A 12730-nucleotide genomic window follows, 5' to 3' on the forward strand; every position below is an offset into this window, starting at 1 on the left:
AAGCAGGCCCGGCTGTTGTGGTACGGACATTTCCAGGCGCTTACCTTGGCATCCTTCCTATTGGGCACACGGTCATTGGAGACGCTCCAGTACCATTCCCCATGTTCGCGGTCCACGATGTAATCGCGGATGAATGCCCAGGAACGCTGCGCCGCTTCCAGATACGCGGAACTGCCGGTCAGCTCGTACGCGTTGTGGAAGCCGACCATCGCTTCCGCCTGCGGCCACCAGTCTTTGTTGTCATCGATCAAACGGCCGCCGGCCGCTTCGTTCCAGAGTCCTCCGTCCGTATCCAGGCCGCGTTCCAGCACGGCCTGCGCCATCTGCAGCGCCGTACGGCGTACCCGCTCCAGCAGCGCTTCGTCGCCCAGGACTTCGGCCGCTTCGACCAGCAGCCAGCTGCCTTCGATATCGTGCCCGTACGAGATGTGATCCGACTTGACGTTCCACTGCTCGTCGAAGAACAGGTGGAAATGTCCGGTGGACGGATCGACGATATGCGTCAGCGTCACTTCGACCAGTTCCGACAGCCGCAGCCGCAGCTCGTCCGAAGGCCGGATCCGGTACAGATTCGTGTACCCTTCCAGCACATGCAGATGGGTATTCATCGACTTCTTCTCGTTCAGGTCTTTGCCGCTCAGACTCAGATCCTCGGTATCGCTCCAATCCCGCGCATGCGCTTCGATATAGCCGCCGAAACGTCCGTCCCGGCTGTGGGCTTCGATCAGGCCGAACAGCCGCTGCGCCTGCGCAGACGCTTCCTCTCTGCGCCGCGGATCCGCAGCGCTGCCGGCTGCGTCCAGCGCCTGCGCGTATTCGCTCAAGGCATAGATGACGAACGCCTGGCCGTAGACCTGCTTCTTCGTTTCCGCCGGCGTTCCGTCGGCGCGGACCGCCCAGTAGTAGCCTTCGTGTTCGCGGTCCAGAAAATGTTCGTGCAGATAGCGATAGGCCCGATCGGCCATATCCATATAAGCAGGATCCGCATACCGCCGGTAGGCCGCCGCGAACGTCCAGAGAATACGGGCATTCAAGACCAGACTGCGGTCGGCGTCTTCTCGCACCGCAAGATCCGATCCGATCTCGCCGACAAAGCCGTCGTCATGCGCCGAAGGCGCTTTTTCCATCCAGAAGCCCAGAATATTGGTCTTCAATTCAAGCTCCAATTCCTGCCGCCAATCCCCGGTCTCAAGCTTTCCTGTCCAATCGTTACCGTTCATCACATGATCCCCCGTCTCTGTTCGTAATGGCGCCGCACGATCGCTTCCGCCTTCTTGCCGTAAATACAGTACCCGCCGTCTTCGCCCGCTTCCGTCCGTTCATACAAATGCGCCGGCCAGTCCCACAGCATAAATCCGCCGACCCACGGACGGCGTTCGCAGCTGCCCAGCATGGCGGTATAGAAAGCGGCCTGCTCGTCTTCGTCGGGTGCGCCCTGCAGCGTCCAGTCGTTCGGAATCGCGGCGGAACCCCCACGGCTCGGGCAGCCCGCTTCCAGAAACAGGAACGGTTTGTCTGCGCGGCGCACCACTTCTTCGATCCGGTCGAGCTGCCGCTCCCAATCGTCCGCCGGATAGTAACCGCTCGAAGAGATTACATCCACCGCGTCCCACCAGGTCACGTTATCTTCCTGGTATTTGTCGCAGTTGTACGTCACGATGCCCGAGTAAACTTCCCTTACGGCAGCGATCAGGTCGCGCCATTCGGCTTCCCTTCTGTCGGTCTGCACCATTTCGCAGCCTATGCACAGCATCTCGCAGCCCGTTTGTTCGGCAATCTTGGCATAATGCAGCATAAACCGTTGGTAGGAAGCGAACCAATCGGACCATTTGGGTTCGCAGGGCACATCTTTGTCGAAAAAGTTGATATGCGCCCGCCAGGTGCCGTCCGCGCAGTTGACGATCGGCTTCAGGCAGACCTTCAGTCCAAGTTCTCTGGCGCTGCGGATCGCGCCCAATACTTCCTCGTCTTGGACCGTCGGAGACTGTTCGTAGTGAATCTCTGTCGAATGCGCGGTATCCTGCATGGCGGCAAAAGCGATTGCCGTCCAGTCGGCCGCCGAGCTCTCCGCCATTTTCCGCATGGAGTCCCGCGGCGCTTCCCCAATCCAGCTTCCGCGTACCCCCATGAACCCCCAGGTCATCCCGCAGACGAACCGTTCCAGATTCTTCATGTTTACTCCCCGTTCATTTTGTTATTGTTTTGTTATTTTATTTATAAAACTTTTATCCCCTTATTTATAAACGTTTTAGCTGTCTTTTTCAAGTCGGAACCTCACTTTTTCCTGGATAAATATCAAAGAACCGTTATATACTTTAGAAACAAAAAAACTAACAAAAGAGGCGATTGTTCGATGAAAGTAATCCTGGTGGACGATGAAGAGTTAATCCGGTTGGGGCTCGAAAAGATTTGTCTGCGCGAAGGGCCCGATGTGGAGATCATCGGTTCGCACCGCAACGGCGCGGAGGCCTGGAGCCAGCTGTCCATGCTTCCCCCGCAGGGCGTCGACCTGCTGATCAGCGATATCCGCATGCCGGTGATGGACGGATTCGAATTGATCGAACGCTGCCGAAGAAGCTTTCCCGACCTGCCGGTTATCGTCCTGAGCGGATTCAGCGATTTCGATTATGCGCGGCGCGCGCTCCGGTTCGGCGTCACCGATTATCTGCTGAAACCGATCGACAAGCCGGAACTGCTCTCGCTATTGAAACGGACCGCAGCCGCCCGAAGCAGCGAAGAGTCGCTTTCGGGCGGCGATTCTTCCGCCCTCCCGTCCGATCCGCAACCGGCACCCGACCATTACGTTGTGGAGAGGCTCAAGAGCCTGCTCGAGAGCGAATACGATCAGCCGCTGGAGTTTGCCCGGCTTGCGGAGCGGCTCGGCATGAATTCGAGCTATATCAGCCGGCTGTTCAAGATCGAGACCGGCCAGACGCTTACGGAGTATTTGATCGGTGTGCGCATGTCTCATGCCAAGAAACTGCTGGTCGAACAACCGGAACTCAAAAACTATGAAATCGCGGAAAAAGTCGGCTACGGCGATCCGGTCCATTTTAACAAGCTGTTCAAAAAAACGGTCGGCATGACGCCCAAAGATTACAAAAACGCCGCCTACCATCCACGCTCCCATTAAACGGGAAGACCGTCCCGCACGGTCTTCTTTTTTTATGCACATCATGAAATTTTGATTTGTTAGAACTAAAATATAATTAAAAAGCAAACAAATAAATAATAAACGAAGACTATAAATGCCAAATCAGCACATCGATAAACGATTTTATCCGGTCTATAATCCATAACAGAAAGCGTATTCACGAATCGTTCGGACACAAACGGATGCGGTTCTGCCGTTGCTGTTTGACTATTCCCGCTTCATTCCTAACAGAGAAAGGGGTTCTTCCAGAAATGAAAACAAGCAAATCGATTCTCGGGCTGGTAGCGCTTACGCTGACCGCCTCCCTCTTCGCAGGCTGCTCTTCCAAAGAAAGCGACGCGCCTGCCGCTCCCGGCGCGGCAGACAGTACGCCAAAAGGCGAGATTACCGTCATTACGCAGCGTACGGACATCGTGGATACGGTATTCCAGGATTACGCCAAGAAATTCAACGAAAAATATCCCGATATCCAGGTGAATTTCGAGGCGCTGGCCAACTATGAAGACCAGATCAAGATCCGGATGAATACGAACGACTACGGCGACGTTCTCCTGCTGCCGACCAGTATTCCGCTGGCCGACACGCCGACTTTCTTCGAGCCGCTGGGTTCGATGGAGGAAATGTCCAAGCAGTACGACGGACTTGAAGAACGCGAAGTCGACGGCAAAGCGTACGGTCTTCCGATTACGATCAACTACTCGGGCGTGATCTACAACAAGTCGGTCTTCGAGAAAGCGGGCTACAGCGAACCTCCGAAAACGATCGAAGAATTCATGCAGGTCCTGCAGGCGATCAAAGACAAGACGGATGCGGTTCCGCTGTACACCAACTACGCCGCAGGCTGGCCGCTCACCCAATGGGAAGCGGTGCTGACGACCGTAGCCGGCGACAAAGAGTATGTCAACGTCAAGCAGCCGAATACGGACGACAACTTCGTGCCCGGAGCTCCGCACTATGAGCTGTACAAAGTCATGTACGACGCGGCCAAGAACGGCCTGATCGAAGAAGATCCGACGACGACCGACTGGGAATCTTCCAAAGCCGACCTGGCCAACGGCAAGATCGGAACGATGGTACTCGGTTCGTGGGCGATCGGCCAGATCAAAGGAATCGCCCCGAATCCGGACGATATCGGCTTCATGCCGTTCCCGACCAACGCCAAAGAACGTATCGTGCCTCTGGCCGACGACTATACGCTCGGCATCAATGTGAACAGCGAGAACAAAGAAGCCGCGCGCGCCTGGGTAAACTGGTTTATCAACGAATCCGGCTATCCGACCACCGAAGGCGGCGGCATCAGCCCGGTCAAAGGCGCCGAGCTGCCTGAAATCCTCAAACAGTTCGAAGGCACCGACATCAAATTCGAAACGCAAACGCCGGCCGAAGAGAAGCAGAAAGGCCTGGTCGACAAGATCGACAAAGACGCCGAAATCGGTCTCTGGCAGCCGGACTTCAAAAAAACCATCATTGAAGCAGGGATCGGCAACCGTCCCGAATCGTACGACGACATTATGAAAGGCCTGAACGACGCCTGGGTCAAATCGCGCGCCAAAGTCGGAGCCGCCGAGTAATCCGCGGATCAGACCAGTGCCCAACACGCCGGCCCAGCCGGCAGAATTATAGAAAAGGGCTTCGGAGGAAAGCGGGAACCTAGCACCCTTTCAACTCTTAATCAGAGGTTTACGTTCTCCTGAAATAACAATTTCGTCGGAGACTTCGTACACGCTTCAGGTACGAAATCTCAGGGAGCGTAACCTTACCTTTAGGGTTGACAAGGTACGCGGTTTCCCTCTTCCTTTTTACGGCCTGACGGACCGGACGAAAGACCCTTACGGAGGTGTGGAATTTGAGTTACCGCAATCAGCGAATCCTGATTATTCTCTCGTTTACGATCATCCCGATCGCGCTCTTGTTTGTTTTTGCCTATCTGCCGGTCGTCAATATGTTCCGCTACAGCTTTACGGACTGGAACGGCTACAGCAAGACTTTCGAATATGTTGGGTTTGAGAACTACAAAAGCATTTTTACCGATCCCAAGTATTTTTCCGTATTCAAAGTCAGCTTGTATTACTTCTTCGCTACCTTCGCGCAGATGGGTCTGGCACTTTATTTTGCGACCATTTTGAGTTTCAAGGTCAAAGGCAAAAACTTTTTCAAAGGAATCCTGTTCTTTCCCTACCTGCTGAACGGCGTCGCCATCGGTTTTATTTTCCTGTTCTTCTTTAAGCCGGACGGCACTTTCGATACCGTTCTCCAAGCGCTCGGACTCGACTTCCTGATTCAGAAATGGCTGCTGAACCCGCATATCATTAACGTGTCGCTCGCCGGAGCTTCCGTATGGAGATACATGGGCTTCAACTTTATCGTCTTCCTGGGTGCCATTTCCTCGATTTCGAAAGACATCTATGAAGCTTCCGACATTGACGGAGCCAACCGTTGGCATCAATTCCGCCATATCATTCTGCCCAGCATCAAGCGAATCGTGCAGCTCAACATTATTTTGTCGATCAGCGGTGCCATCAGCGCATTCGATATTCCCTATATCATGACCGGCGGTTCCAACGGCAGCAACACGTTCGTCATCCAGACGGTCGACGTGGCTTTCAAATACGGCAAAGTCGGACTCGCTTCCGCCATGGCCGTCGTGCTGCTGTTCATTGTGGTAACCGTGACGCTTATCCAGCAATTTTTCGTGAAGGAGGACAAATAAGATGCAGGCCGCCAAACCTACCGTTCGCAAAAGCGCCCGTTCGCATACGCTCCGTTATACGGCCGCTGCGATTCTCAAATACGCCTCCCTGACCATCGGCGCACTGGCTGCCCTGATTCCGATCGTCGTCGTCTTGTTCGCCTCGCTCAAGACCGGCGGCGAATACAGCTCGACCGGCCCTCTGACGCCTCCGGGGAACTGGCTGAACTTCGATAACTACACCAAAGCGTTCGTGAACGGCAAGATGCTGGTCGGATTCATGAACACGATGATTATCCTGATTGTGTCGATCATCGGCGCTACCCTAACCGGATCGATGATCGCCTATATCCTGAGCCGGTTCCAATTCCGCGGCAAAAAGCTCCTGCTCGGCGCTTTCCTGCTCGCGACGCTTATTCCGAGCGTAACCACGCAGGTTGCGACGTTCCAGATCATCAACGATCTGAATCTGTTCAACACCCGCCTGGCGCCGATCGTGCTGTATCTCGGTACCGACATTATTGCCGTGTACATCTTCCTGCAGTTTCTCGATACGATCGCGGTGTCGCTTGACGAATCGGCGATGCTCGACGGCGCTTCGTACTTCAAGATCTATTTCCGCATCATCCTGCCGCTGCTGCTTCCCGCGGTCGTCACGGTCGTCATTATCAAAGGCGTAAGTATCTACAACGACTTCTACACGCCGTTCCTGTACATGCCCAAGACCTCGCTCCAAGTCATATCCACGGCGCTGTTCAAGTTCAAAGGGCCGTACGGTTCACAGTGGGAAGTCATCTGCGCGGCGATCATCATCACGATTATCCCGACCCTGATCGCTTTCTTGTCGCTGCAGAAATACATCTATAACGGATTCGCCCAAGGTTCGGAAAAAGGCTGACCGCCCGCTTCGAGCCGCCCATTACGTATTCGCGGAGGAGAAATCATTCATGTCCAACGTACGCATTATCGGAGAATCGCTGCCCAACATGCCGTGGGAAAACAAACCGGAAGGCTTGAACGCGCCGGTCTGGCGCCACTCGGCCAATCCGGTCGTCCCCCGCAATCCCGCTCCCGGGATCGCCCGGATCTTCAACAGCGCCGTCGCCGCCTACGATGGCGGATTTATCGGCGTATTCCGCGCCGAAACGGTCAACGGCCGCCCCCATCTGTCCCTGGGACGAAGCGACGACGCGCTCAACTGGACGTTCGACGAACGCCCGATCGACTTTGTCGACGAGGAAGGCAAACCTTACAATCCGGGCTACGCCTACGACCCCCGGCTGGTCAAAGCCGAAGGCGTCTATTACATCATCTGGTGTACCGACTTCTACGGAGCGGCGATCGGACTTGCGCGGACGGAAGACTTCCGGACCTTCGTCCGTCTCGAGAACCCGTTCCTGCCGTTCAACCGCAACGGCGTACTCTTCCCGCGCCGGATCGGCGGAAACTATGTCATGCTGTCGCGTCCGAGCGACAGCGGCCATACGCCGTTCGGCGACGTGTTCCTCAGCGAAAGCCCGGATCTGCTTTACTGGGGCAAACACCGCCATGTCATGTCCAAAGGCGGCAAAGGCTGGTGGCAGTCCGTCAAAATCGGCGGCGGACCGGCCCCGATCGAAACAAGCGAAGGCTGGCTGATGTTCTATCACGGCGTGACCGGCACCTGCAACGGCCTGGTCTACAGCATGAGCGCCGTTATTCTCGATCTCGACGATCCGTCCAAAGTGAAATACCGTTCCGGAAACTTCGTACTGACACCGGAAGAATGGTACGAGGAACGCGGATTCGTAGCCAATGTCATCTTCCCGTGCGCGACGCTGCATGACGCCGACACCGGACGGATCGCCGTGTATTACGGGGCCGCCGATACGTATGTGGGCATCGCCTATACCACGGTCGACGAGATTGTCCGTTATGTGATCGACACGGACGAAGTGATCGGCGACGACCGCGAAATCGGCCGGATGTAACGGAGGCCTGCCCATGGATAGAGATCTGCCGCTGCACGAACTGCGGGAGTACGGGGGCAAAAGCCCGAAACCGGACGATTTCGATGAGTATTGGGCGCGCGCCCTGCAGGAATTGGACCGCCAGTCGCTGGACTACGAACTGGTTCCGGCCGAGATGTACAGCCCCGCGGCCGAATGTTTCCACTTGTATTTCACCGGCGTGGGCGGCGCACGCGTCCATGCCAAATATGTAAGGCCCCGCCACCTTGCGCAGCCGGGACCGGGCGTCGCGATGTTCCACGGCTACGCCTGCGACAGCGGGGATTGGAGCGAGAAGATTCTGTATGCGGCAAGCGGGGTCAGCGTATTGGCGCTGGACTGCCGCGGTCAAGGCGGACCTTCGGAAGATGTGCTGCGCACAAGCGGTCCGACCCTGCGCGGCCATGTGATCCGCGGCCTGGAAGACGCCAATCCCGACAATCTGTATTACCGGAACGTGTTCCTCGATACGGTGCAAACGGCCCGTATTCTGATGAGCCTGCCGAATGTGGACGAGACAAGAATCGCGGCGCTCGGCTATTCGCAGGGCGGCGCGCTGACCGTCGCCTGCGCGGCGCTCGAACCCCGGATCGCCCTGGCAATCCCCGTGTATCCGTTCCTGTCGGATTACCGGCGAGCCTGGGAGATGGAAGTCGTTTCTTCCGCCTACGAAGAACTGTCGTATTATTTCCGCTGGTTCGATCCGCAGCACAAACGGGCCGAAGAAACGTTCCGGCGGCTCGGCTATATCGATATTCAGCATCTGGCTTCGCGGATCCGGGCGCGCGTAATCTGGGTCACGGGACTGACCGATACGGTCTGCCCGCCTTCGACCCAGTTCGCCGCCTACAACAAGATCGCCGCGGACAAGGAAATGCTGCTGCTCTATGAACACGGCCATGAATGGCTGCCGGGCGTAGGCGACCGGGCCTTGAGCGAGATCACTTCGCTCTAGCGGACAATCCGTTTCCGATCAAACGGCCGAATCGATCTAACCGAACAGTTCCAATCGAACCCTTGCAAATGGAATACGTGTAAATTGAATACGTGCAATCAAGAAACCCCCGATTCCTTCCGGAGAAGAAATCGGGGGTTTTAAGTTTGTCCGAAGCGGCATGCAATCCGGGTAGAATGCGGCGCGGATGAACAGATGCGTCCGGAACTTCGGAAGGCTCCTATTCGGGCAGGGCCGAATCGAGAGACTGCCGGCTCATTTCTCGCCCATAATCGTGGACAGCGACGTTGTCGCTTCCATATAGAACGGCGAGCCTTCTTCGCTCTCCGGCATCACCAGACGGAAGAGGTAGGCACTTTCGTCCCGGGCTTTCCAGACGATATAATCCCGCAGCTCTTTCTCTCCGCTTCCCTGAAGGAACAAAGCGGCGTTCGCCATCGGACTCTCGACCAAGGTGTCGCTGAAAAATTCTTCGACCTTGGCGCCGCTTTTCTCGAGTTCGGCCGTTCCCTCGCTGCGCAGTTTGTCCAGATCGAAGCCGGGCGGCAGCTCCTCGATCTCCGCGTAATAGTCCGGGTTCGCGGTCATCATCAAACGGCCGCTCGAAGCTTCGAGCTTGTAGCCGTCCAGCGCGTACAGCGAATAGCCGTCTCCCTGCTGCAGTGTGCCGACTGCGGTCTCCGCATTGCCGTCTCCGACCGTGAAGGTCTCGGTGGCCGGCCGCTCCGACGCCGCTTTCTCGCCGCCGGTTGTGCCTTCCGAACCCTGTGCCGCCGAATCGTCCGCTTTCTCTTCATCCTTTTTGAGCGATTGAATCTCGAGCTGCGGCACTTCGCTGCCTTCCACCGGATGCTCCATGTATTCGAACGAAATCGTGTCGCCTTCGTTCAGACCTTCGAGCTGCGCCGCGGCGCTCTCGGAAATCTGGAACGAAGTTGGCTTACCGTCCACGTTGACCTCGATCGTGTGCGGATCGGCCTGCCCGCCGTACTCGCCGGTCGCCGAGACCGCTTCATGCTCCTGCGGATCGCCTTCTTCCGGCGCCGAAGTGTCCGGCGGTTCCTGTGTCGTATTCGTTGGGATTTCTTCCGGCTCGGGCGCCGGGGCTTTCGCTTCGCCGCAGGCTGTCAGAGCAAACGTCAACAGCAGCGCGGAAGCCAGGCTTATCATTCTGGCGTTTTTTTTCATATTCAACACCTCCACCCTATTAGACGGAGTCCGATCCGAATAAGTTACACTTTTATAAGGAAGGCGCAGAGACAGCCCCTACAAAAAAGCCCGCCGGGAACTCCGGCGGGCTTGGCTGCGATACGTGTAAAGCTTCGGCTAGAACAGCAGTTTGAAGATCAGACCGGCCATGATGGCTACGACGGGAATCGTGATAAACCAGGCCACGATGATCCGGCCCGCCATTCCCCATTTGACCTCGCGGAAGCGCTTGGCCGCTCCTACGCCGAGAATCGAAGAAGTGGCGGCGTGCGTCGTGCTGATCGGCAGATGCAGCAGCGTCGCCGTAAAGATAACGGAAGCGGACGACACGTCGGCCGCGAAACCGTTGATCGGCTCGATTTTGAAAATTTTCGTACCGAGCGTCTTGATGATCTTCCAGCCGCCGACCGATGTACCGATCGCGATCGCCGTAGCGGCGGACAGTTTAACCCACAGCGGAGGCTCGAGCGAATCCCAACGTCCCGCCGAGATCAGCGCGAACGTCATGATGCCCATCGCTTTTTGCGCATCGTTCGTACCGTGCGCGAACGACTGCAGCGCTGCGGTCAGCACCTGCATCGAGCGGAAGCCTTTGTTGACCGTGTGCGGGCTGCGCCGGCCCACGGTATATTTGAGAATCATCATAATGATATAACCGACGGCGAACGCGATTAATGGCGAGAATATGAGGGCTTCAACAATTTCGAGGAACCCTTTCCAATTGACGCTGTCCGAACCGGCACCCACGAACACGGCACCCGCAAGCGCACCGATCATCGCGTGCGACGAGGAAGACGGAATCCCGAACCACCAGGTAGCCAGGTTCCAGATGATGGCCGCAATGAGCGTCGCGATGACGATCTCGATCCCGTTATCGAGCTTGGTCGGATCGGCGATACTGCCCCCGATCGTCTTGGCTACGCCGGTAAACGTGATGGCTCCGAGGAAGTTCATGCCCGCCGCAAGCAAAATGGCGGTGCGCGGCTTCAGCGCCCGTGTCGATACGGACATGGCAATCGCGTTGGCCGTATCGTGGAATCCGTTGATAAAATCGAAAGCGAGCGCCAAGAAGACGACAATCGCAAGGACAAATAATGATGTTTCCATAGTGTGTTGACCGCATGAAGAAAGACGGCTCCGCCGCATTCGCAGACCTGCAAATGCCGTGCCGCTGTCTTTTTACGAAACAGCCGCCGATCGATGGACGATGCCCACGCTCGCATGCCGAATCCCGCAAAAAGCGGTCCTGACCTCCTCTAACCCTAAAATGGCAGGCTCCGTTTAGGAGTTGCTCATAATGATGGTTTCCAGAATATCGGCAACGTCTTCGCAGTTGTCGGTCGTCGTCTCAAGACGTTCGTAAATTTCTTTGCGTTTGATGAGTTCGATCGGATCGCTTACGTTCGCAAACAATTCCGTGATGCAGATCCGCAGCAGTTGGTCGCCCTGGTTCTCCAGATCGTTCAGACGGATCGTGTATTCGCGGATCGCGAGCAGTTTTTTCTGGGACAGCAGGTGAATCGCTTTCTGGATCACGTATGCCGATTCGCGCAGGATTTCCCCGAACTGAATCATATATTCGTCAGGCTGGCCCAAGTTGTACATGTAAAAACGCGAAGCGGTCGCTTCAAGTCCGTCCAACACGTCGTCAAGCGTAGTGGCCAGCTTCAGGATGTCGTCTCGTTCAAGCGGAGTGATAAAAGTCTTGTTCAGCTCCGTAATGATGGTATGCGTAAATCCGTCACATTTGGTTTCGTAATCTTTCATGTCTTTGACGAAGGTGTTTACGTCCTTCAGGTCGGCGACGTGCTTGGAGAAATAGTCCGCTGCCTGTACAATCGTATCGGCCATGTCTTCGAGTGTTTGAAAGAAAATGTCCTTCTTTTTTACACGCATTTTAAAACCCCTTTTCAAATGTTCAAAACCAAAAATGGGCAAGGCTTTGAAGCCGCTTTTGCGACCTCCATCATTTTATCACAACGATGTAAGGGATTAAAGAAAACTTCTTTGGATTTTCACACTGTTTTTACATAAAAGCCGACTTTATTTAATAAAAAGGACGTATCCGCTGCCGAACTGTTCCTTTTCTGGGTTCCGGAACCCTTTGCGATCTGTCTTCACTTTACACACCCTTCATTAAACGAATCTTAAACGGAAAGTCAAAAAGCCGGAAACAACAGGTTACAAGGAGAGATTTGTCGGGGATTGGGAGGGGGAAATCGGAGAAGATCCGGGATAAGGCCGGTCGGGCGATTGGCGGTTAACTCGGGGCTGGAGAAAGCACGGGCAGTGATGCGAGACAGCTGCGGACGGGGCGCTGGCGCAAGAAGCCGAAGCGGATAGATCTGTGCGGCGGCAGCAAAAAAAACGAAAAATAAGTGCGTGGGAACGCTTATTTCTCGTTTTTTAATTGTATGGGGCGAAATAATGGCTTGAGAACACTTATTCAGGCTGTACGCACCTGAAATTCGCCTTGTCTTACCAAATAGCTGCTCTGCCGCATCTATTTCGGAAGGCTCCGCGAGATGGGGCCGATTTGAACAGGCGGCCTCCGATTCGAAACGGCCGAGCCGCTCGCCGCTGCAAGCGCCCAAATCATGCAGTGCTGCCCGTACACTGCGCAATGTTGGACAGCATTAGATTGTCCAATGTTGCCAGTACACTGCGCAATGTTGGACAGCATTAGATTGTCCAATGTTGCCAGTACACTGCGCAATGTTGGACAGCATTAGATA

10 protein-coding genes and 1 pseudogene are annotated in these 12730 nt (G+C 55.6%); 6 read left to right on the forward strand and 5 right to left on the reverse strand.

Annotated features, from left to right (window positions below; translation table 11 throughout):
* Nucleotides 1–29: 29 nt before the first annotated feature.
* Together HOP44_RS13305 and HOP44_RS13310 are read right to left on the reverse strand one after the other, a co-directional pair.
* A pseudogene (locus HOP44_RS13305) lies at nucleotides 30–1220 on the reverse strand (AGE family epimerase/isomerase); the annotation flags it as partial.
* Nucleotides 1220–2173 (reverse strand): glycoside hydrolase family 113, encoded by a 954-nt coding sequence (locus HOP44_RS13310; RefSeq protein WP_172254091.1) that lies wholly within the window; start codon nucleotides 2171–2173, stop codon nucleotides 1220–1222. The gene HOP44_RS13310 and the pseudogene HOP44_RS13305, both read right to left, overlap by 1 nt.
* A 180-nt stretch (nucleotides 2174–2353) precedes the next feature.
* Here HOP44_RS13310 and HOP44_RS13315 point away from each other — a divergent pair, with 180 nt between their 5' ends.
* From HOP44_RS13315 to HOP44_RS13340, 6 genes are all read left to right on the forward strand, one after another.
* Nucleotides 2354–3133 carry a response regulator gene (locus HOP44_RS13315; RefSeq protein ID WP_172254093.1) on the forward strand — a complete coding sequence of 260 codons (780 nt, stop codon included), beginning with the start codon at nucleotides 2354–2356 and terminating at the stop codon, nucleotides 3131–3133.
* A 272-nt stretch (nucleotides 3134–3405) separates the two neighbouring features.
* On the forward strand, nucleotides 3406–4725 hold the full coding sequence (locus HOP44_RS13320) for an ABC transporter substrate-binding protein (RefSeq protein ID WP_172254095.1): 1320 nt from the start codon (nucleotides 3406–3408) through the stop codon (nucleotides 4723–4725).
* A gap of 266 nt (nucleotides 4726–4991) precedes the next feature.
* On the forward strand, nucleotides 4992–5864 hold the full coding sequence (locus HOP44_RS13325; RefSeq protein ID WP_172197220.1) for an ABC transporter permease subunit: 873 nt from the start codon (nucleotides 4992–4994) through the stop codon (nucleotides 5862–5864).
* A 1-nt stretch (nucleotide 5865) separates the two neighbouring features.
* A complete protein-coding gene (locus tag HOP44_RS13330) occupies nucleotides 5866–6741 on the forward strand; it encodes a carbohydrate ABC transporter permease (protein ID WP_172254097.1) in 876 nt (291 codons plus the stop codon).
* A gap of 49 nt (nucleotides 6742–6790) precedes the next feature.
* Entirely contained in the window at nucleotides 6791–7813 is a 1023-nt protein-coding gene (locus HOP44_RS13335; protein ID WP_172254099.1) for a glycoside hydrolase family 130 protein, read from the forward strand.
* 13 nt (nucleotides 7814–7826) lie between these two features.
* On the forward strand, nucleotides 7827–8786 hold the full coding sequence (locus HOP44_RS13340; protein ID WP_172254101.1) for an alpha/beta fold hydrolase: 960 nt from the start codon (nucleotides 7827–7829) through the stop codon (nucleotides 8784–8786).
* Nucleotides 8787–9041: 255 nt separating this feature from the next.
* Here the strand turns inward: HOP44_RS13340 and HOP44_RS13345 are convergent, their stop codons facing one another.
* From HOP44_RS13345 to HOP44_RS13355, 3 genes are all read right to left on the reverse strand, one after another.
* Nucleotides 9042–9974, reverse strand: a complete 933-nt coding sequence (locus HOP44_RS13345) for a hypothetical protein (protein WP_172254102.1) — start codon at nucleotides 9972–9974, stop codon at nucleotides 9042–9044.
* Between the two features lie 138 nt (nucleotides 9975–10112).
* The gene (locus HOP44_RS13350) at nucleotides 10113–11102 is read right to left on the reverse strand and encodes an inorganic phosphate transporter (RefSeq protein ID WP_172254103.1); all 990 of its coding nucleotides are present in this window, start codon (nucleotides 11100–11102) and stop codon (nucleotides 10113–10115) included.
* Between the two features lie 174 nt (nucleotides 11103–11276).
* Nucleotides 11277–11891: a DUF47 domain-containing protein gene (locus HOP44_RS13355; protein ID WP_172197233.1), complete on the reverse strand. Its 615-nt coding sequence runs from the start codon at nucleotides 11889–11891 to the stop codon at nucleotides 11277–11279.
* Nucleotides 11892–12730: the final 839 nt, after the last annotated feature.

This window comes from Saccharibacillus deserti, assembly GCF_013618475.1.
GTDB lineage: Bacteria > Bacillota > Bacilli > Paenibacillales > Paenibacillaceae > Saccharibacillus > Saccharibacillus deserti.

Coding starts and splice junctions, on each gene's coding strand:
- HOP44_RS13310 (WP_172254091.1), bottom strand. CDS start 2,173: ATGAAGAATCTGGAACGGTTCGTCTGCGGGATGACCTGGGGGTTCATG.
- HOP44_RS13315 (WP_172254093.1), top strand. CDS start 2,354: ATGAAAGTAATCCTGGTGGACGATGAAGAGTTAATCCGGTTGGGGCTC.
- HOP44_RS13320 (WP_172254095.1), top strand. CDS start 3,406: ATGAAAACAAGCAAATCGATTCTCGGGCTGGTAGCGCTTACGCTGACC.
- HOP44_RS13330 (WP_172254097.1), top strand. CDS start 5,866: ATGCAGGCCGCCAAACCTACCGTTCGCAAAAGCGCCCGTTCGCATACG.
- HOP44_RS13335 (WP_172254099.1), top strand. CDS start 6,791: ATGTCCAACGTACGCATTATCGGAGAATCGCTGCCCAACATGCCGTGG.
- HOP44_RS13340 (WP_172254101.1), top strand. CDS start 7,827: ATGGATAGAGATCTGCCGCTGCACGAACTGCGGGAGTACGGGGGCAAA.
- HOP44_RS13345 (WP_172254102.1), bottom strand. CDS start 9,974: ATGAAAAAAAACGCCAGAATGATAAGCCTGGCTTCCGCGCTGCTGTTG.
- HOP44_RS13350 (WP_172254103.1), bottom strand. CDS start 11,102: ATGGAAACATCATTATTTGTCCTTGCGATTGTCGTCTTCTTGGCGCTC.
- HOP44_RS13355 (WP_172197233.1), bottom strand. CDS start 11,891: ATGCGTGTAAAAAAGAAGGACATTTTCTTTCAAACACTCGAAGACATG.